Annotated in this window: 23 protein-coding genes; 10 read left to right on the top strand and 13 right to left on the bottom strand. The window is 72.3% G+C overall.

The features are described from left to right. Positions 1–101: 101 nt before the first annotated feature. A complete protein-coding gene (locus ACQSSQ_RS00280) occupies positions 102–935 on the top strand; it encodes an HAD family hydrolase (protein ID WP_431325025.1) in 834 nt (277 codons plus the stop codon). A gap of 357 nt (positions 936–1,292) precedes the next feature. On the opposite strand, the gene ACQSSQ_RS00275 is transcribed toward ACQSSQ_RS00280, so the two are convergent. Next, positions 1,293–1,898, bottom strand: coding sequence for a GNAT family N-acetyltransferase (locus ACQSSQ_RS00275; RefSeq protein WP_431325024.1), 606 nt, complete (start codon positions 1,896–1,898; stop codon positions 1,293–1,295). Beyond that, positions 1,895–2,635, bottom strand: coding sequence for an oxidoreductase (locus ACQSSQ_RS00270; protein WP_431325023.1), 741 nt, complete (start codon positions 2,633–2,635; stop codon positions 1,895–1,897). Before ACQSSQ_RS00270 ends, ACQSSQ_RS00275 begins: the two co-directional genes overlap by 4 nt. Before the next feature lie 49 nt (positions 2,636–2,684). On the opposite strand from ACQSSQ_RS00270, the gene ACQSSQ_RS00265 reads away from it, so the two are divergent. From ACQSSQ_RS00265 to ACQSSQ_RS00255, 3 genes are all read left to right on the top strand, one after another. After that, positions 2,685–3,470 carry a class I SAM-dependent methyltransferase gene (locus ACQSSQ_RS00265; RefSeq protein ID WP_431325022.1) on the top strand — a complete coding sequence of 262 codons (786 nt, stop codon included), beginning with the start codon at positions 2,685–2,687 and terminating at the stop codon, positions 3,468–3,470. 113 nt (positions 3,471–3,583) lie between these two features. Further along, positions 3,584–3,922, top strand: a complete 339-nt coding sequence (locus ACQSSQ_RS00260; RefSeq protein WP_431325021.1) for a helix-turn-helix domain-containing protein — start codon at positions 3,584–3,586, stop codon at positions 3,920–3,922. 10 nt (positions 3,923–3,932) lie between these two features. Beyond that, a complete protein-coding gene (locus tag ACQSSQ_RS00255; RefSeq protein ID WP_431325020.1) occupies positions 3,933–4,505 on the top strand; it encodes a DUF402 domain-containing protein in 573 nt (190 codons plus the stop codon). A 3-nt stretch (positions 4,506–4,508) separates the two neighbouring features. Here ACQSSQ_RS00255 and ACQSSQ_RS00250 read toward each other — a convergent pair whose 3' ends face one another. Then, positions 4,509–4,883 carry a VOC family protein gene (locus tag ACQSSQ_RS00250; RefSeq protein ID WP_431325019.1) on the bottom strand — a complete coding sequence of 125 codons (375 nt, stop codon included), beginning with the start codon at positions 4,881–4,883 and terminating at the stop codon, positions 4,509–4,511. A gap of 80 nt (positions 4,884–4,963) precedes the next feature. Here ACQSSQ_RS00250 and ACQSSQ_RS00245 point away from each other — a divergent pair, with 80 nt between their 5' ends. Then, positions 4,964–6,421 (top strand): GuaB1 family IMP dehydrogenase-related protein, encoded by a 1,458-nt coding sequence (locus ACQSSQ_RS00245; RefSeq protein WP_431325018.1) that lies wholly within the window; start codon positions 4,964–4,966, stop codon positions 6,419–6,421. Positions 6,422–6,436: 15 nt separating this feature from the next. Here the strand turns inward: ACQSSQ_RS00245 and ACQSSQ_RS00240 are convergent, their stop codons facing one another. The 3 genes from ACQSSQ_RS00240 to ACQSSQ_RS00230 are packed head-to-tail and all read right to left on the bottom strand — an operon-like array spanning position 6,437 to position 8,381. Further along, entirely contained in the window at positions 6,437–7,054 is a 618-nt protein-coding gene (locus ACQSSQ_RS00240) for a CbiQ family ECF transporter T component (RefSeq protein ID WP_431325017.1), read from the bottom strand. After that, the gene (locus ACQSSQ_RS00235) at positions 7,051–7,764 is read right to left on the bottom strand and encodes an energy-coupling factor ABC transporter ATP-binding protein (RefSeq protein ID WP_431325016.1); all 714 of its coding nucleotides are present in this window, start codon (positions 7,762–7,764) and stop codon (positions 7,051–7,053) included. Before ACQSSQ_RS00235 ends, ACQSSQ_RS00240 begins: the two co-directional genes overlap by 4 nt. A 2-nt stretch (positions 7,765–7,766) precedes the next feature. After that, positions 7,767–8,381, bottom strand: a complete 615-nt coding sequence (locus ACQSSQ_RS00230) for a biotin transporter BioY (protein WP_431325015.1) — start codon at positions 8,379–8,381, stop codon at positions 7,767–7,769. A 59-nt stretch (positions 8,382–8,440) separates the two neighbouring features. Here ACQSSQ_RS00230 and ACQSSQ_RS00225 point away from each other — a divergent pair, with 59 nt between their 5' ends. After that, positions 8,441–9,004 (top strand): TetR/AcrR family transcriptional regulator C-terminal domain-containing protein, encoded by a 564-nt coding sequence (locus tag ACQSSQ_RS00225; protein WP_431325014.1) that lies wholly within the window; start codon positions 8,441–8,443, stop codon positions 9,002–9,004. Positions 9,005–9,048: 44 nt separating this feature from the next. On the opposite strand, the gene ACQSSQ_RS00220 is transcribed toward ACQSSQ_RS00225, so the two are convergent. Continuing rightward, positions 9,049–9,408, bottom strand: coding sequence for a hypothetical protein (locus ACQSSQ_RS00220; RefSeq protein WP_431325013.1), 360 nt, complete (start codon positions 9,406–9,408; stop codon positions 9,049–9,051). A gap of 367 nt (positions 9,409–9,775) precedes the next feature. Between ACQSSQ_RS00220 and acs the strand changes: the two genes are divergently transcribed. Both acs and ACQSSQ_RS00210 read left to right on the top strand, forming a co-directional pair. Then, positions 9,776–11,746, top strand: coding sequence for an acetate--CoA ligase (gene acs, locus ACQSSQ_RS00215; RefSeq protein WP_431325012.1), 1,971 nt, complete (start codon positions 9,776–9,778; stop codon positions 11,744–11,746). Between the two features lie 145 nt (positions 11,747–11,891). Beyond that, positions 11,892–12,398, top strand: a complete 507-nt coding sequence (locus tag ACQSSQ_RS00210) for a phage holin family protein (protein WP_431325011.1) — start codon at positions 11,892–11,894, stop codon at positions 12,396–12,398. 38 nt (positions 12,399–12,436) lie between these two features. Here ACQSSQ_RS00210 and ACQSSQ_RS00205 read toward each other — a convergent pair whose 3' ends face one another. The 6 genes from ACQSSQ_RS00205 to nth form a co-directional block, all read right to left on the bottom strand. After that, positions 12,437–13,276, bottom strand: coding sequence for a hypothetical protein (locus ACQSSQ_RS00205; RefSeq protein WP_431325010.1), 840 nt, complete (start codon positions 13,274–13,276; stop codon positions 12,437–12,439). A 50-nt stretch (positions 13,277–13,326) separates the two neighbouring features. Next, positions 13,327–13,776, bottom strand: coding sequence for a hypothetical protein (locus tag ACQSSQ_RS00200; RefSeq protein WP_431325009.1), 450 nt, complete (start codon positions 13,774–13,776; stop codon positions 13,327–13,329). A 109-nt stretch (positions 13,777–13,885) separates the two neighbouring features. Further along, on the bottom strand, positions 13,886–15,058 hold the full coding sequence (locus ACQSSQ_RS00195; protein ID WP_431325008.1) for a MarP family serine protease: 1,173 nt from the start codon (positions 15,056–15,058) through the stop codon (positions 13,886–13,888). Continuing rightward, positions 15,055–15,777, bottom strand: a complete 723-nt coding sequence (locus tag ACQSSQ_RS00190) for an NUDIX hydrolase (protein WP_431325007.1) — start codon at positions 15,775–15,777, stop codon at positions 15,055–15,057. Before ACQSSQ_RS00190 ends, ACQSSQ_RS00195 begins: the two co-directional genes overlap by 4 nt. A gap of 9 nt (positions 15,778–15,786) precedes the next feature. After that, positions 15,787–16,461 carry a TlpA disulfide reductase family protein gene (locus ACQSSQ_RS00185; RefSeq protein WP_431325006.1) on the bottom strand — a complete coding sequence of 225 codons (675 nt, stop codon included), beginning with the start codon at positions 16,459–16,461 and terminating at the stop codon, positions 15,787–15,789. Next, positions 16,458–17,228 (bottom strand): endonuclease III, encoded by a 771-nt coding sequence (gene nth / locus ACQSSQ_RS00180; protein WP_431325005.1) that lies wholly within the window; start codon positions 17,226–17,228, stop codon positions 16,458–16,460. Before nth ends, ACQSSQ_RS00185 begins: the two co-directional genes overlap by 4 nt. 111 nt (positions 17,229–17,339) lie before the next feature. Here nth and ACQSSQ_RS00175 point away from each other — a divergent pair, with 111 nt between their 5' ends. Beyond that, positions 17,340–18,017 (top strand): Crp/Fnr family transcriptional regulator, encoded by a 678-nt coding sequence (locus ACQSSQ_RS00175; RefSeq protein ID WP_431325004.1) that lies wholly within the window; start codon positions 17,340–17,342, stop codon positions 18,015–18,017. Between the two features lie 141 nt (positions 18,018–18,158). Further along, positions 18,159–19,076 (top strand): type IV toxin-antitoxin system AbiEi family antitoxin, encoded by a 918-nt coding sequence (locus tag ACQSSQ_RS00170; protein WP_431325003.1) that lies wholly within the window; start codon positions 18,159–18,161, stop codon positions 19,074–19,076. Positions 19,077–19,121: the final 45 nt, after the last annotated feature.

Here is a 19,121-nt window from a genome sequence, read left to right as displayed (position 1 = left end):
CGACCTGGGGACGACCGGACCCTGGGGACGACCTCGACGCGCCCACGCCCCGACCCGTTATTCGGCGGTGCCTGTCGTACCCCGCTGTCTATGCTGAGCCCGTGACCACGTCCGGCGCGACGCCCGTCCCACCCGCGAGCACGCGCTCCGCGGCCTTCTTCGACCTCGACAAGACGATCATCGCCAAGTCGAGCACGCTCGCGTTCTCCAAGCACTTCTACGACTCGGGCCTCATCAACCGCCGCTCGGTCCTGCGCAGCGCCTACGCGCAGTTCATGTTCGCGCTCCAGGGAGCCGACGAGTCGCAGATGGAGAAGATGCGCGCGTACCTCACCCAGCTCGTCGAGGGCTGGGACGTCGAGACCGTCCGCCAGGTCGTCGCCGAGACGCTCCACACCGTGGTCGACCCGCTCGTCTACGTCGAGGCCGTCGAGCTCATCGCCGCCCACCACGAGGCCGGGCGCGAGGTCGTCATCGTGTCCGCGTCCGGCTCGGAGGTCGTCGAGCCGATCGGCGCGCTGCTCGGCGCCGACCACGTGATCGCCACCGAGCTCGTCGAGGAGGACGGCCGCTACACCGGCGAGATCCTGGTGTACGCCTACGGCGAGAACAAGGCCACCGCCATCCGCGAGCTGGCGGAGCAGGAGGGCTACGACCTCGCCGAGTCGTACGCCTACTCCGACTCCGAGACCGACGTCCCGATGCTCGCCGAGGTGGGCCATCCGTCGGCCGTCAACCCGGACAAGGCGCTGCGTCGCGTGGCCCTGGAGGAGGGCTGGCCGATCCTCGAGTTCGACCAGCCGATCGCCCTGCGGAGCCGGGTCTCGCTGGACTCGACGGGGAGCAAGGTCGCGGTCGCCGGGCTTGCTGCGGCCGCCGTCTCCGCTGCCGCCGGGGTCGCGTTCCACCAGCTCAAGCGTCGTCGCTCGGAGTAGTCGCCGCCGTCGCCGGACCCCGGAGATTGTTATCCGGGAGGGGTAGCCGTATGCGGGACGAGCAGGTACAAAGGAGACAAGAAGGCGGCAGGCCGGACACTCGGTACCCACGCGGCGACCTTCCCGTCCTAGAGGGATATCGCTCACGGGAGAACCCATCGAGGCCCCGGAGCGGTGCTACGGAGTTCAGGACGCTTGGTAACCGAGTCAAAAGCCAGCCGAGGACGCGCCATCTCGTGCAGGTGGCGCGTCTGCCTGTTCGGTGGGCCGTGGCCCACCTCCCGAGCTGACGCGCACGCTGGCTGGGGCACGCTGGCTGGGGCACGGCGGGCTGGGGCCGTACGGCGGGGGCTGGGGCTAGGCGGTCAGGTCGAGGCGGACCAGGGCTCGGCGCTTCCCCCGGCGCTCGACCAGCGTGAACCCCGCCTCGAGAAACACGTCCAGCCTCCCGTGGTAGCGCTCGTCCGCCGGCACCGAGCTGCCCTCGACGTCGACCGGATAGCCCTCGACGTACCGTGCTCCACGCTCGCGGGCGTACGACACGGCTGCGTCGAGCAGCTCGCGCGAGAGACCCGTACGGCGCGCGTCCCGGCGGCTGTAGAAGCAGACGACGGACCACGTGTCCGAGAGGTCGCGCCCCTTCTCCACCGCCGCCACCCGCGACCGGCTCAGACGGACGTTGCACGCCCGTGGCGAGACGGCGACCCACCCCGACGCGACGCCGTCGACGCGGGCGACCAGGCCGAACGGCGTACCGGCCTCGACGCGGGCACGCACGTGCGCGTGACGCTCGTCGGGCGTGCTCTGCGAGTAGTCCTTCGCGGTCATCGAGAAGTACGAGCACCAGCAGCCGCCCTGGACGCCGCCAGGAGCGAACAGCTCCTCGAAGGTGTCCCACGTGCCGGCGTCCACCGCGACGATCTCGACCCCGTCCGGCGACGACCCACCGCGTCGCGAGGTCATCCGCGCCGCCGCGGACCCTTCGGCGGCTCGACCGGCGCGGCCTCGGCGCCGTCGGCGTACGCCTGCGCCGCGTACAGCAGCCACCGGTGCACCCCCGGGGTGCCGTCGGTCTCGTACTCGCGCAGCAGCTTCGCGTAGCCCGCCCCCGCCAGCCGGTGTCCCGCCTCCGGCACCGTCAGGCTGGCCGGGTCCACGCCCTTCGCGACGAGGACGAGACGCTCCGCCGCGCGGGCCACCAGCCCGTTGTCCGACGCGAACGCGCCGGCGGTCGCGATCTCGGCGTGCACCACCGCAGCCACGAGCAGTCCCGGCGCCTGCGTCGGGGCGACGACGGCCTGCGCCAGCGTCCCGAGACGACGTGCCCCCTCCGGCGAGACCGGTCGGCCGAGCTCGTCGTCGGCGACCCGTCCGCGGGCCACCAGCGCGTGGAGCCGCGCGATCGCCTGCAGCGGCGCCGTGCTCCACGTGGGCACCAGCCCGAGCATCTCCGTGCTCATTCGGGCGGCGGCGAGGGCGAGAGGATCGGCCTCACCGCGCCGCAGGCCGTCAGGGTCGTACGGGGCACCCTCGATCGCGGCGCTCGCGGCCGCGCCGAGCAGCAGGGAGTCGGCGGTCATCTCGGGGGTGCTGCGGCGGAGCCCGCGGTCGCGCAGCAGCGAGTCGATGCCGTCGCGGGTGGCGGCGAAGGCCGACGGCACGCCGTCCAGCTCGACCAGCGCAGAAAAGGGGTCAGGCACGCCCTGCAGAGTACCTGGGCCGAGATGACCCGTTGGTAGCCTCGGCCGTGTGGACAGGTCCCCTGAGCGCGCACGCGGGTTCGACGCGTGCGCCAGCGAGTACGCGCTCGCCCGGCCGTCCTACCCCGAGCGCGCGGTGCGCTGGCTCGTCGGCGACGAGCCCGTACGCGTCCTCGAGCTCGGCGCCGGCTCGGGGCAGATGACCTCGGCGCTCGCCAAGGCGGGCCACGACGTGGTCGCGCTGGACCGCTCGGCCGAGATGCTCTCGCAGCTCGCCACGCGCCTCGACGTCCCGGTCGTGAGGGGAGTCGCCGAGCGTCTGCCCTTCCACGCCGGTGCGTTCGACGTCGTGGTCGCCGCGCAGTCCTTCCACTGGTTCGACCCCCTGCGTACGCTGCCCGAGCTCGCACGCGTGCTGCGGACCGGCGGCCGGCTGTCCCTCGTCTGGAACACCCGGGACGAGTCGGTCCCCTGGGTCCGCCGCCTCACCTCGATCATCGACGCCGAGCCGGACGACCTGGAGGAGATCACCGACTCGTTGCCGCTGTCGGGCTTCTTCGACCTGCCGGAGTCGTCCAACTTCGGGTTCTGGCAGCAGCTCGACCTGGACTCGCTCCTCGCGCTCGTCGCGTCCCGCTCGTACATCGCCGCGAAGCCCGCCGCCGAGCGCGAGCGCGTCCTCGAGCAGGTGAAGGGCCTGTATGACAGCCACGCCAGCGGCCACAACGGTCTGCGCATGCGCTACGCCACCCGGTGCTTCCGCGCGGAGGTGCACAAGGACGCGCTCAACGACCCCGACGGTCCCGGCCGCGGGCTGCGCGTCGACCTGGGCTAGGGCGAACGGTCGCCGCGGTCGCCGTGCCTCTGAGGGCGCCGCGCGCGTCTGCTGTGAGCGAACGTGGTCGATTCCGATGGCGCGGACTTGGGTCGCCCGCCTAGCGTGAAGGGGTGACCACCACGTCGCTCGTCCCCGTCCAGCCCGCACCGGAGCCCGCCCCGCTGCTGCGCCAGGCGCTGGGTGACGCACTGCGAGACGAGCGCCGCACCCGCGGCCGCACGCTCCGCGACGTGGCCAAGTCCTCGCAGGTCTCGCTGGCGTACCTGTCCGAGATCGAGCGCGGCCAGAAGGAAGCCTCGTCGGAGATCATCGCCGCGGTCTGCACCGCCCTCGGCATCACGATGCTCGACCTGGTCGCCTCGGTCGCCCGCACGTACGCGCTGCACGAGGGCCACGGCCCCGTCCGCGCCGCCGGTGCACCTCCGTGCCCGGTCGCGATGGCCGCCTGACCTGGTCGCCGTGACGGCCCCGGAGCACCCCGCCACGACGCGTGCTCCGCTGGGCTCGCCGGTCCGCCAGGTGACCACGAAGTACGGCGGCCGCCCGCACTGGGAGTTCGACACCGTCCTCGCCGCCACCGACGACGCCGGCGCCTGGCTCTACATGCCCGCCGGGTCCCGGATGGTCCGTCCCGGCCGGGACGTCCGCACGGTCGTGCCGAGCATCACGCTCATCCCTCGCACCGACCCGTACGTCGCGACCTTCCACGCGGTCGAGGACGACCCGACCGGCCGACTGCGGTGGCGGCTCTATGTCGACATGACGACTCCCGCGGTGTGGGAAGGACCGGACCTCGTGACCATGCTCGACCTCGACCTCGACGTCGTGCTGACCGTCGACGGGGCGGTCGAGCTGCTCGACGAGGACGAGCTCGCCGAGCACCGGGTGGCCTTCGGCTATCCGGACGACCTGGTCGACGTCGCGGAGCGGTCGGCCGAGGACGTCGTCCGCGCGATCGGCGACGGTGCGGAGCCGTTCGGCTCGCTCGGCTGGGACCGGCTGCGCGACGCGGTGCGCGCGTACGGCGGCTGACCCTCAGGCCCTCGACCACACGCCGAGCTCGTTGCCGCTCGGGTCGAGGAAGTGGAACCGGCGACCACCCGGGAACGCGTACGGCCCCTCGACCACGCGGCCGCCCGCAGCCGTGACCGCGTCCGCGCAGGCCTCGAGGTCCTCGGCGTACAGCAGGACCAGCGTGGTCCCGCGCACCACCTCGTCGGCGCGACGCAGGCCTCCCGCCTCCTCGCCTCCCGCCTCTGCGGGCGTGCGGAAGCCGGCGTAGTCGTCGCCGTACGGGACGATCTCCCACCCGAACGCGGCGCGGTAGAAGTCACCGGCGGCCGCGAGGTCGGTGACCGCGATCTCGACGTAGTCGACGGAGCTGGGGACGAGGTGCTCGTGAACGGACATGCCCTCACCGTGGCACGAGGCTCTGACAGTCGGCGGCCGACGCAGGTCCGCGGGGCGGCGGGGATCAGTACGCTGGACGGGTGCGCTTCCTCAACGACCTCCAGCCCCCCGGCGACCTGACCTACAGCGACGTGTTCATGGTGCCGTCGCGGTCCGACGTCGTCTCGCGCTTCGACGTCGACCTCACCACCCCGGACGGTGTCGGCACCACGATCCCGGTCGTCGCCGCCAACATGACCGCGGTCTCCGGGCGCCGGATGGCCGAGACCCTCGCCCGCCGCGGAGGTCTCGCCGTCATCCCGCAGGACATCCCGCTCGACGTCGTCGCGCGGTCGGTGGCGCAGGTCAAGGCCGCGCACCCGGTGTACGACACACCGGTGTCCGTCGCTCCCCACACCACCGTCGGCGAGGCGCTGAGCCTGCTGCCGAAGCGCGCGCACGGTGCCGTCCTCGTCGTCGAGGGCGACAAGCCGCTCGGCGTGGTCACCACGCACGACGGCGCCGAGGTCGACCGCTTCGCGCAGGTCCACGAGGTGATGAGCTCCGACGTCCTCACGCTGGACGCGGCGGACGACCCCCGCACGATCTTCGACGCCCTGAGCGAGCGCCACCTGTCGTACGCCCCGGTGCTCGACGGCGGGCTTCTCGTCGGGGTCGCGACCAAGAAGGGCGCGCTGCGCTCCACGCTCTACACGCCGGCGCTCGACCCGCAGGGCCGCCTCGAGGTCGGTGCCGCGATCGGCATCAACGGCGACGTCCGAGGCAAGGCCAAGGCGCTGCTCGCCATGGGCGTGGACGTGCTCGTCGTCGACACCGCCCACGGCCACCAGGACAAGATGCTGCAGGCGCTGCCGCTGGTCGTGGCCGAGCGGGACGCGCACGAGGCGGAGACCGGCCGGCGGGTTCCGGTGGTCGCCGGCAACGTGGTGTCCGCGGAGGGCACGCGCGACCTGCTGGCCGCCGGGGCGGACATCGCGAAGGTCGGCGTCGGTCCGGGCGCGATGTGCACGACACGCATGATGACCGGCGTCGGGCGGCCGCAGTTCTCGGCCGTGCTCGAGTGCTCCGCGGCCGCGGCGGAGCAGGGGGCGCACGTCTGGGCCGACGGCGGTGTGCGCTACCCGCGCGACGTCGCCCTGGCCCTCGCCGCGGGCGGCGCGAGCGTGATGATCGGCTCGTGGCTCGCCGGCACGTACGAGAGCCCCGGCGACCTGCGCACCGGCGCGGACGGCCGCGCCTACAAGGAGTCGTTCGGGATGGCCTCCGCCCGCGCCGTCTCCAACCGGACCCGCGACGCGGCGGGCTTCGAGCGGGCGCGCATGGCGCTGTTCGAGGAGGGCATCAGCAGCTCGCGCATGTTCCTCGACCCCGAGCGCCCAGGCGTCGAGGACCTCGTCGACCAGATCATCGCGGGGGTGCGGTCGTCGGCCACGTACGCCGGTGCACGGACCATCCCCGAGTTCGCCGAGCGCGCCGTGGTCGGCCTGCAGAGCGCCGCCGGGTACGAGGAGGGGCGCCCGCTGCACGCCAGCTGGTGAGGCCGGCGGCCACGGTCAGTCGTCGTCGCCGAGACCACGCGCCGCGAGCGCGTCGCCGGTCTCCTGGGCCCGCGCCACGACGCGGATGACGAACGGGGACAGGTACGCCCGTGGCCGGCGCTCGAGCCCCCGCGCACGTGCGGCGTCGCGGGTCTCGAGCGCGATCGCGATCGTGCCGGGGATGGCCTGGACGGCGAGGCCGACGGTGAGCGCGACGCGCTCCGGGTCCGCCCCGAACCGCCGGAACGGGGTGATCCACCGGATCATCGCGTCGAGCATCGCGTTGACGGGCGTCGTCGCGGTGAGCACGACCGCCGCCAGAGCGAGGGCGAGCAGGTCGACGACGGTCTCGATGGCGCGGTCCGGCCCGTTGAGCCACCACTGGAACGCCGCGACGACCGCGGCGACCAGGAGCACCCCCCGCGCTGCCCGCAGCAAGGATCCGAGCGCGACCTGGGCGAGCACGGCCGCACCCAGGGCGAGCGCGAGGAAGATCCACGACGCCGGCATGCTCCGCACCGCGACGACCGCGATGCTGAACACCGCGAGCGCGCTGACCTTCACCCCGACGGGCAGCCGGTGCACGATCGAGTCGCCCGGCTGATGGATCCCGACGAGGACGGGCGTGCTCACCGCGCGGCTCCCGTCCGCGCCTCCACGGACGCGACGTAGTCGTCGACCGCGGCCTCCGCCGGACCGTCGTACCGGATGCGCCCGTCCTCCACGACCAGCACGCGGTCGCAGCGGCGGGCCAGCCCGAGGTCGTGGGTGACGAGGACGAGCTGCTGGTCCAGGCCGAGGAGCACGTCGCCGACCGTGCGCGTGTTGGCGAGGTCGAGCAGCGTCGTCGGCTCGTCGGCGACCACGACCGCCGGCTCCACGGCCAGGACACCGGCGAGCGCGAGCATCTGCCGCTGCCCTCCGGACAACGCGTGGACGCTGGTGTCGGCGAGATCGGCCAGCCCGAAGGAGCCGAGCACCTCGATCGCGCGCGCACGTCGGGCGGCGGCTCCCTTGACGTGCCGCCGCAGCGACAGCTCGACGTCCTCGACGCAGGTCGGCATCACGACCTGCGCCGCCGGGTCGGTGAACACGAACCCGACCCGGCGGCGTACGCGTCCTGCGTCCCGCGCGACGTCGACGCCGTCGACGAGGACACGACCCGTGGTCGCGTTCACGAGGCCGTTGACCAGACGCGCGAGGGTCGACTTGCCGGAGCCGTTCGCGCCGACGATCCCGATCCGCGGCTCCGTGAGCTCGAGGGTGGTGGGCTCGAGCACGACCTTGGGGCCGTGCGGGGTGTCGACGGTGACGCCGGCGGCGTCGAAGGTGAGGGTGGGCACGGTCAGGGGTGCAGCAGCTTCGGGAACGCCCGGTGCACCTCGGCCGCGATGATCGCGACGAACGCCGTCTTGAGCAGGTCGCCGGCCCAGAACGGCACGTCCCAGCTCGCGGCGGTCCACAGCGAGACGTCCTGGTGCAGGGCCATGCCGATGATCCCCATCGGGTGGATCACCAGGATGCTCGCGGTGATCGAGCAGCAGAACACCCACACCGCGCGGGTCTTGCGGGTCGGGCCGGCGACGTACTTGACGAGGAAGCCGCCGAGCGCGGCGGCGAACGGGAAGCTGATCAGGTAGCCGGCGCTGATGCTGGTGAACGCGCCGAGGCCCGAGGAGTGCTCGGCGAAGACCGGCAGCCCGATGGCGCCGAGGGCGAGGTAGAGCGTGACGGCCGCGAAGCCGCGTGCCGGACCGAGGAGGCAGCCGGTCAGCATGACCGCGAAGGTCTGCAGGGTGATCGGCACACCGGCGGAGCCGACGGGGATCGCGCCGATGTAGGCGCACGCCGAGATGAGCGCAGCGAAGGCCGCGATCAGGGCGAGGTCGGTGGTCGTGAACCGGCGGCGCGGCGGGGCCGGCGCGGTCGTCGTGGCGTCGGTGCTGGCGTCGAGCGTCATGTCGTCTCCTGAACGGTGTTCACCTGAACGGCGTTCAGGCTAGCCGATAAGGTGGCGCCATGGCCAACAGCCTCCAAGACGTCGTGGACGGAGCACTCACGGTTCTCGACACCCACGGGCTCGAGTTCCTCTCGATGCGACGGGTCGCGGCCGAGCTCGAGGTGCAGCCCAGCGCGCTCTACCACCACGTCCCCAACAAGCAGACGCTGCTGGCGCTGATGGCCGACGAGATCCTCGCCCGGGGCCGGCGCGAGGAGCCGGACGGCGCCTGGGACGACCGCGTCACCGCGCTCTGCCACGAGTACCGCAACGCCATGCTCGCGGTGCGCGACGGGGCCGAGGTGGTCGCGACCGCCTCCGCGTTCGGGCTGGGGGCGCACGAGCCCGAGCAGCGGCTCGTCGCGGCGCTCGACGGGTTCGACGACGACGTCGCGCTCACGGGTGCACGGACGATCATGCTGTTCGTCCTCGGGCACGCGTCGGCCCGCCAGATGCACGAGCAGGCCAGCGCCACCGGCGCGATCGCGCACGACGAGTCGATCGGGTCGGCCGCGTCCTTCGACCTGGGCCTCGGACTCATCATGTCCGGGCTCCGGTCGGCGCTGCCGACCGTCACCGTCTGAGCAGACGCCGACCCGCGAGGCGGCACCTGCGTCAGGAGCGTCTGCTACCGCATCATCTCGCTGAACGCCGACGCCGGCGACGGGGTCGGCGCCTGCGTCTGACCGCCGACGATCTGGCTGGCGAGACGGAACACGTCGATGAGCAGCCGGTCGAGTGTGTCGACGAGCGCCGCCTCGTTGGGCGTGCTGCTCCGGAACAGCTGGGTGTCCACGCTGCGGTGCGCCTCGACCCAGCCGATCGACGACCAGGCCTCGGCGACCGTCGTCGCGACGTCGCCGCGGTAGTCGCTGGTGAGCCGCAGACGCGCCCCACCGCGGTGGCTGAAGATCACGATGCGCCGCATGGACGACGGGCCCTTGGTCGTGGCTTCATGGATGATCTGCCAACCGGGATACGCGGTCACGTTGCTCTCTTCTTCGTTGCTTGCGGTCGCCGAACCAACCTGTCCAATACCGCCCCCGTGCGCGTCATCCTAGCCCCTGGGCGCCCGGTCTTTCACCCACTCCCCCGGGAGTGTCCTGCGTCACACCCGGAACTCGCGATCACTGATATTTCAACGAAGTTTCGTCGAGTGCCGGGCGGATCCCCGGTGAGGCCCGTCACAACCGGCGTACCCCTTGCCGCCCGGCGGCGCCCGCACGCCGTACGCCGCCTGCCGCCGGTCGCACGGGGGCCACCGCTGGGCGATCTCGTCTGCTCCCGCAGTCCTCGCGGCGTGTGACCGGGGGCACAATGGGCGCGGAACGTCTGTCGAGACCTGAGGAAGTGCCGTGGGAGAGTCGCTGTCCAACCTGTTGCACGAGAACCGCCGCTTCGAGCCGCCCGCCGAGCTCGCGGCGCACGCCAACGCGACGGCCGAGACGTACGAGGTCGCGTCCGAGGACCGGCTCGCCTTCTGGGCCGAGGCGGCGCGGCGCCTCGACTGGGAGAAGCCGTTCACCGAGGTCCTCGACTGGTCCAACCCGCCGTTCGCGAAGTGGTTCGCCGACGGCGCTCTCAACGCCTCGTACAACTGCGTGGACCGCCACGTCGAGGCCGGCCGCGGCGACAAGGTGGCGTTCCACTGGGTCGGCGAGCCGGAGGGCGACACCCGCACCCTCACCTACGCCGACCTCAAGGACGAGGTCAGCAAGGCGGCCAACGCGATCGAGGAGCTCGGCGTCGAGGAGGGCGACCGGGTCGCGATCTACATGCCGATGATCCCCGAGGCCGTCGTCGCGATGCTCGCGTGCGCGCGGATCGGCGCGGTCCACACCGTCGTGTTCGGCGGCTTCTCCGCCGACGCGCTCGCCAGCCGCGTGATCGACTGCGGCGCGAAGCTCGTCATCACCGCCGACGGTGGCTACCGGCGCGGCGCACCGTCGGCGCTCAAGCCCGCCGTCGACGAGGCCGTCGCCAAGGTCGAGGCCGAGCAGCCGGGCCTCGTCGAGAACGTCCTCGTCGTCCGCCGTACGGGGCAGGACGTCGCCTGGAACGGCGACGTCGACATCTGGTGGCACGACCTCGTCGACGAGTCCTCGACGGACCACCGCGCCAAGGCGTTCCCGGCCGAGCACCCGCTTTATGTCATGTACACCTCCGGCACGACCGGCAAGCCGAAGGGCATCCTGCACACCACGGGCGGCTACCTGACCCAGGCGGCCTGGACGCACTCGGCGGTGTTCGACCTCAAGCCGGAGACCGACGTCTACTGGTGCACCGCCGACATCGGCTGGGTCACCGGCCACTCCTACATCGTGTACGGGCCGCTGGCGAACGGCGCGACGCAGGTGCTGTACGAGGGCACGCCCGACAGCCCGCACAAGGGCCGCTGGTGGGAGATCGTGCAGCAGTACGGCGTGACGATCTTCTACACCGCCCCGACGGCGATCCGCACGTTCATGAAGTGGGGTGCGGAGATCCCCGCCGAGTTCGACCTCTCGAGCCTGCGCGTGCTCGGGTCGGTGGGCGAGCCGATCAACCCCGAGGCGTACGTCTGGTACCGCGAGACCATCGGCGGCAACCGGACGCCGGTCGTCGACACCTGGTGGCAGACCGAGACCGGCGCGATCATGATCTCGCCGCTGCCCGGCGTCACCGCGGCCAAGCCCGGGTCCGCGATGCGACCGATCCCGGGGATCAGCGCGGAGGTCGTGAACGACGACGCCGAGCCCGTCCCCAACGGCTCGGGCGGCTACCTCGTGCTCACCGAGCCGTGGCCGTCGATGCTGCGCACCCTGTGGGGCGACGACCAGCGGTTCATCGACACCTACTGGTCGCGCTTCGAGAACGTCTACTTCGCCGGCGACGGCGCCAAGAAGGACGAGGACGGCGACATCTGGCTCCTCGGCCGTGTCGACGACGTCATGAACGTCTCCGGCCACCGGCTGTCGACGACCGAGATCGAGTCCGCGCTCGTCTCGCACCCGAAGGTCGCCGAGGCCGCCGTGGTCGGTGCCGCCGACGACACGACCGGTCAGGCCGTGGTCGCGTTCGTGATCCTGCGCGAGTCCGCCGGCGACGGGGGTGAGGAGATCGTCGCCGACCTGCGCGCCCACGTCGCGAAGGAGATCGGCGCGATCGCGAAGCCCAAGTCGATCATGGTCGTCGCGGAACTGCCCAAGACCCGCTCGGGCAAGATCATGCGCCGCCTGCTCCGCGACGTCGCCGAGAACCGCCAGGTCGGGGACGTCACCACGCTGGCCGACTCCGGCGTGATGGACCAGATCAAGACCGGGATGGCGTCCTCCTCGGAGGACTGACCCGCGACACCCGCCCAGGACGTCGTACGCCGGTGGTCACCGCCGTCGCGGACGACGTCCTGGGTCGGCGCTGGGCGGGGCGATGCCCCGGCAGCGCGCTGATCCCCTAGGCTCGACTCGACCGCACTGCCGACGAGGAGTCGTGATGTCCCACCCAGGAGCCCCCGGATCCGCGGACGGTGCCGAGCCCACCATCGGGCGGCTCGTGTCCGACATCAGCCGCGACCTGTCGACGCTGGTGCGCGGCGAGATCGCGCTCGCGAAGTCGGAGCTCCGGGTCAGCGCGAAGTCCGGCGCCGCCGGCGCAGGTCTTCTCGTGGCGGTCGGCGTGCTGATGCTCTTCGTGATCGGCATGCTGTCGATGGCGGGCGGCTTCTTCTTCGCGTGGGTCTTCAACCGCGACATCCCGCTCGGCTTCACCTGGGGCTTCCTGGTGATGACCGGCGTGTGGATCCTCGTCGTGATCATCTGTGCCCTCGTGGGCATCCGGTTCCTCAAGAAGGTCAAGGCTCCCGAGAAGACGATCGCGACCGTGCAGGAGATCCCGGCGGCGCTGAAGGGTCAGGTCGACCCGCGGACGACGATCGACCTGCCGGTCGCCGCCGCCGCGCCGGCGACCCCTGAGCGCACCTCGGGCAAGCACGCGCGGTGACGTCGTACGCGGGCTGACCGCGCCTCCGACCGTGAGCCCTAGGCAGTCTGAGCGCGTCCGGACCTGAGCCGGACCACGAGACCGACCACCACGGCGAGCACCCCGGCGGCGCCGAGCGCGACCATCCACGTCCCGTACGACGTCACGATGGCGTCGTGGAGGTGCGTCATGAGCGTCCTCCCGAACCCGGCGGTCGCCGCAGCCTCGTCGACCGCCTGGTCGCCGCCGGTGATCACCAGGGCCATCTCGACCACGGCGACGACGATCAGCCCGGCACCGAGCAGCGCGAGCGTCGTCCCGCGCCGGCGTGCGACCAGCAGGCACGCGACGACCAGGACGACCGACGCCCCGAGCAGCACCCACGACCACGACGAGAGGTCGCGCGCCCGGTCGAGCAGGTCGCGCTGCTCGGGGGTGCCGAACGCGACGACGAGGTCGCCGGGCGCGCTCAGCTGCGTCCCCAGCCGCCGGTTCGCGGCGTCGGCGACGAGGTTCACCATCGGGGTCAGGTCGACCCCGAGCCGCCCGTCGAGCTCGGCGGGAGGGATGTCGGTGACGTTGAGGCGGTGCGACAGCGCGCTTGTCTCGGCCCACGCGGCGTCGAAGCCGTTGAGCTGGGTCATCTGCTCGGCGACCCGCCGGACCACGGGTTCGGCGAGCCGCCCTGCAGCACCGTCCAGGCCGGCGCCCTCGACCACCCCGTCGGTGACGGTCTCGGCCAGGGCGGCGCGAAACTCCGGGTCCTCGCCCAGCGGACCGGCGAGCGCCACGTATCCGGACTCGTCGACGATGGTCCGCTCGAACCACAGACCCGGTGCCGTGGCGGCGACGGCGACGAGCGCGAGCAGGCCGAGGAGGAAGGACGCCACGGTGCGCATGAACGCAGCCTAGGGGGCGAGCGGTCGCGCGCGGGACGCCGTGCGGGAGGTCAGGGGGTGTCCACCCGGTCGACCAGCCAGGTGGTGCCGCGGCTGTCGCGGCTCATCGTGACCTTGTACTCGCCCACCGACGTCGGCACAGCGACCCTGACGCGGGTCTCGGAGCCGGCCATGATGCGTGCCTCGCCCTCGGGCTTCGCCGCCTTCAGCGACGACGGGTCGACGAACGAGAGGACGGACATCGCGACCGAGGACAGCTGCGGCCGGAGCTCGGAGGTCCACTGCTCGACCGGGACGTCGGGGCGCGCCCACAGGACGACGACCCGGGAGGCGGACTCCTTGGCGAGCTCGTCGGCCTCCTTCGAGCCGAGCGTGCCCGTCTCGACCGAGTGGGAGGGGTTCGTGGCGCCGTCGGCTTCGTCGGGGGACCCGTCGCCGCCACCGCAGGCCGAGACGGCCAGCATCACGAGAACGACAGCGGCCAGCAGTCGGGTCTTCACAGATCTCCTTCGATGGGACGACGACGGCGGACATTCTTCCTCGTCGGGTTCCCCGAAAGCGAATGCGTGACGAGCACAGGTGTCGAGGAGTGACGTACGTCACACGAGGTCAGGCGCACGGGCCGGTGTCCAGGGCCTTGGTAGCGCGGACGCCGTCGCGTGCCGCGTCGCCGACCTGCCCCGCCGTCAGCGCGTAGCCGGTCGAGGAGTCCGAGATGGACGCGGCGAAGATGACCCCGAGGACCCGACCCTGCTCCGAGATCACCGGACCGCCCGAGTTGCCGGGCCGGACCAGCGCCCGCAGGGCGTACACCTCGCGGACCACCTGGGTCGAGCCGTAGATGTCCGGGCTGCGAAGACGCTGCTCGGACCGGATCCGCGCGGCGCGGGCGTCGAACGGACCGTTCTCCGGGAAGCCCAGCACCGCCGCGCTCTGCCCCTGCACGGCGTCCTCGTCGAACGACAGCGCAGGCGCGCCGAGGCCCCGGACGCGGAGCACCGCGACGTCGAGGGTCGGGTCGTAGTGGACGACCGTGGCGTCGTACGTCGTCCCGCGCACCGTCACCGTGGGCTCGTCCACGCCCGCGACCACGTGGGCGTTGGTCATCACGCGCTCCGGGGCGTACACGAACCCGGACCCCTCGAGCCCGCGGTCGCACTCGGCGCGCCCGGTGACCCGCGCGACGCTGCGCCGCGCCGACGACACCTCCGGGCGCTGGAGCACCGCGGGGTCGGGAGCGGCGGCAGGCTCGATCGTCTCGGGGGCGAACGGCTCCAGGTAGCGCGGGAAGAGGGTGGCGTCGACGACGGTGTCGAACGAGTGCAGCGCCGTACGGACGCCCTGCGGCATCACCGAGTCGACCCCGGCGAGCACCTGGGACCCGCGCACTGCGGTGGACGCGCCGGGGATCTGCGATCCGGACACCGCGTAGCCGAGCGCCCAGCACACGACCAGCGACGCGACCGCGCTCAGGGCCACGCCGAGGACCGCGTCGAGCGACCGGGCCGGCGGGTGCGTCACGCGGGCCCGCAGCTGCGCGCCCACGTGCGAGCCGGCGGCCTGCCCGGCGGAGGCGAGGACGAGCACGATGACGACCGCCACGAGCGAACGGACCAGGCCGTGCTCGAGCCGGCTCAGCAGCAGCGGAGCGAGCACCAGGCCGACGATGCCGCCGAGGATGAGACCGACCATCGCGACCGCGCCCGCGACGAAGCCGCGCAGATAGCCGAGGACCGCGTACGAGACGACGACGAGGAGGACGACGACGTCGACGACGTTCATCGACGTCGCCCGCGGGCGGCGTCGGTCTCGATCTCCTCGACCAACGGGTCGCGGGCGGTGCCGGGATAGGGGACGACGCGTCCGGCGTCCCAGGGTCGCTCCCAGCCGACCGCACCGAACAGGCGCGACACGATGCCGGCCGTGAAGCCCCACAGGGTGAGCCCGCCGTTGACGGCGAAGCCCGGACCGACCCAGCCGGACGGGTGCGACACCGAGAAGCGGTTGGCCGGATCGGTCAGCTCGCTCACCGGGCTGCGGAAGACGCTCTCGACCTCGACCGGGTCGACCGCGCCGACCGGGCTCGGGTGCCGCCACCAGCCGAGGACCGGGGTGACCGCGAAGTTGCTCGGCGGGAGCCAGAGCCGGGGCAGCGTGGCGAAGACGTCGACGCCGTCGGGGTCGAGGCCCACCTCCTCCTCCGCCTCGCGCAGCGCCGTCGCGACGGGTCCCTCGTCCTCGGGGTCGGTCGCCCCGCCGGGGAACGCGATCTGGCCGGCGTGCGAGCGCAGCGAGTGGGCCCGCTCGGTGAGAAGGAGGTCAGGACCGGACTCCCCGTCGCCGAAGAGCACGAGCACGGCGGCAGGACGGGCGGTCGAGGGGGCTTCGGGCATGGAGGGCGACAGGAAGCGCGGGCTGTCGATCCCCCGCCCGACCTCTGCGACCGGCCGCAGCCACTCGGGCAGCGCGTCGTCGCCGACCAGCTCACGCTCGTACGTCATGGGACCTCCTCATGCCAGATCGACGCCGAGGTGCTCACGGACCAGCGATCGCAGCTGATCGTACGACGTGATCGGCGTCCGCTCGGTGGCGACGACCACACCGGTTGCGTCCACGAAGACGGTCTGCGGCAGCCCGACGACGCCCAGACCCTTGGCGACGGACTGGTCGGGGTCGGAGACGAGCGGGTAGGTGACGCCCGACTCCTTGGCCAGGCGCAGCGCACCGGCGGGGTCGGGATCGCGGTAGTTGATGCCGAGCATCGCGACCTCGTCGCCGGCCTCGGCGTGCAGCTGCGCGAGGTGCGGGAGCTCGTCGCGGCACGGACCGCACCACGTCGCCCAGATGTTGACGACGGTCGGTTGCGCCGGCAGACCGGGGAGGCTGACCGGCGCTCCACCGCCGAGACAGTCGAGGAGGACGCCGGGCAGGCCACCCTCGACAGCACCCCGCCGGTTGGTCCGCGGGCAGTCCTCGATCCCGGCGTCCGCCTTCAGCGCGCGCAGCTCCGGGGTGTCGACGACGCTCGACCCGGCCTCGTCGGAGGTCGCCGCGCCGCCGTCCGACGGCTGCAGGTCGTCGCCGCCGCAGGAGGACAGGACGAGCGCGGCGACGAGCGCCAGGACGGAGGCCAGCGCGCGACGTGAGCGCGCAGGGCGGCGCCGCGCCAGGGGCGTACCGGTCATGCCCGTCCCTCGGTGCGGAGCAGCTTTGCGGCCACCTCCGGGTCGGTCGGGCCCTCGCCGAACGACGGGCACCAGCGCGCGATCGAGCACGCGCCGCACGCCGGCTTGGTGGCGTGGCAGCAGCGGCGCCCGTGCCAGATCAGGCGCTGGCTCGCCATCGTCCAGTCCTTCTTGGCGATCAGGAGGTCGAGGACCATCTCGGCCCGCACCGGGTCCTTGAGCGCGGCCGCATCGAGGAAGCCGAGGCGCTTGCCGACCCGCTGCACGTGGGTGTCGACCGCGAAGCCAGGGATGCCGAACCCGTTGCCGAGCACCACGTTTGCGGTCTTGCGCCCGACGCCGGGGAGCGTCGTGAGGTCGTCCATGCGTGGCGGGACCTCGCCGCCGAAGTTGTCCACCAGCGCCGTGGCGAGCGCGATGATGCGCTCGGACTTGGCGCGGAAGAAGCCCGTCGGCTTGATGATCTCCTCGACCTCGGAACGGTCGGCCTCGGCGAGGGCGCGGGCGTCGGGATAGCGGCCGAACAGCGCCGGACGCACCGCGTTGACCCGGCGGTCGGTGGTCTGCGCGGACAGCACGGTGACGACCAGGAGCTGGAAGGCGTCGTCGAAGTCGAGCTCGATGTCGGCGTCGGGGTAGGTCTCGGCGAGCACCCGGTCGATCTTGCGGGCACGGCGGACCTGGGACGTCTCCGGCGCAGGCACCTCGGGGAGCTTCGGCTTGGCGCGACGGGGGGAGGCGGCACGCCCTGCGGTGGTCTTCGGCACGGTGCCAGCGTACGGTGCGGTGACGACACGTACGGCGCGGTCGGTGGCGCCGAGTTGTCCGGATGAGGGACAATCGAGGTGCGTGACATTTTCTTCGGTCAAGGAGAACCCGTGGACAACGACGTACTGCGCCAGGCACCGCTCTTCTCGGGTCTGGACGACGAAGCGGCCGAGTCGCTCGGCTCCCAGATGTCGTCGGCGCGCCTGCGTCGGGGCGAGGTGCTGTTCCACGAGGGCGACGAGGGCGACCGTCTCTACATCGTCACCGACGGCAAGATCAAGCTCGGCCGCAGCTCGGCCGACGGTCGCGAGAACCTTCTCGCGATCCTCGGTCCCGGCCAGATGTTCGGCGAGCTCTCGCTGTTCGACCCGGGCCCGCGCTCGGCGACCGCGACCGCGGTGACCGACTCCGAGCTCACCAGCCTCAGCCACGACGACCTGACCAAGTGGCTCAACGACCACCCCAACGTCTCGCGCGCGCTCCTGGGCCAGCTCGCCTCGCGCCTGCGCCGGACCAACGACGTCGTCGCGGACCTGGTGTTCTCCGACGTCCCCGGCCGTGTCGCGAAGGCGCTCATCGACCTGTCGCAGCGGTTCGGGCGCAAGGCCGACGACGGCATCCACGTGCACCACGACCTCACGCAGGAGGAGCTCGCCCAGCTGGTCGGCGCCTCGCGCGAGACGGTCAACAAGGCGCTCGCCGACTTCGCGATGCGCGGGTGGGTCCGTCTGGAGCCGCGCTCCGTCGTGATCATCGACCCCGAGCGGCTGTCCAAGCGCGCTCGCTGACCCTCGCGAGCCACTCCCTGCGCGCCCGCGAGCCACTCCCTGCGCGCCCGCGAGCCACTTTCCGCGCATTCGCGAGCCACTTCCCGCGCGCCCTGTGGATAACCGCGGCACCACCTGGGCCGATGGCGCTTCGATGGGTCGATGGTCGAGGTCCTCAACGACGGTCACCCGTTCCGCAGTCACGAGTGGCGCGACGCCGGGTTCGGGTCCGAGCACGAGCTCCGGCGGGCGCGGCGAGAGAAGCGCGTACGGCCGGTGTTCAAGTCCGTCTACGTCGATGCGTCGGTGCCCGACACCCGCGATCTGCGCATCGCAGCCGCCCATCTCGTCGTCTCCGAGCACACGGTCGTGTCCGACTGCTTCGCGTCGTGGCTCTACGGCGTCGACACGTTCCGCCCGAGCGACCGGCATCTCCTGAAACCGACCCTGGTCGTGCCTCACGGCTCCGGCCGCGTGCGGGCGGTGGGAGTGTCCTGCCGGCAGGCGGTCCTGCCCGGATCCGACGTCACCGAGGTCGCGGGGATCCGGGTCACGACACCCGTGCGCACGGCATCGGACCTTCTCCGCAGGCTGTGGCGACCGTACGCTCTCGCGGCCGCCGACGGCATGCTGCGCGCGGAGCTCTTCGTGCTCGAGGACCTGATCGCGTACGTGGATGCGCTCAAGGGCTATCGCGGTGCGCCCCAGGCACGCGAGCTCGTACGCCTCGTCGACAGGGGCGCGGAGTCGCCGGGCGAGTCCTGGCAGCGGCTGCGGATCGTCGACGCTGGATTTCCGCGTCCCGCCACCCAGCTGCACGTCGTCGACGAGCTCGGGCGCAACCGCTACTTCGACATGGGCTACCGCGAGCTGTTGGTCGCCAGCGAGTACGACGGGCGAGAGTTCCACACGACCGACGAAGCCAAGGCTCGTGACGCGGACCGGCGGGGCTACTTCGAGCGACGGTTCGGCTGGCGGTTCGTACTCGGGACGAAGGAACGCATCCTGGGCAAAGATCCTGCCTTCGAGAACGAGCTCGGCGCGATCCTCGGCATTACTCCGCGCTCACGCCGCTGGTGACGCTCGCGAGCGCACCGAAAGTGGCTCGCGGCCGCACGGAAACTG

Source organism: Mumia spirodelae (assembly GCF_050632745.1).
GTDB lineage: Bacteria > Actinomycetota > Actinomycetes > Propionibacteriales > Nocardioidaceae > Mumia.
The sequence above is the reverse complement of the archived record's forward strand: the minus strand, read 5'-3'. Positions and strand labels throughout refer to the sequence as shown.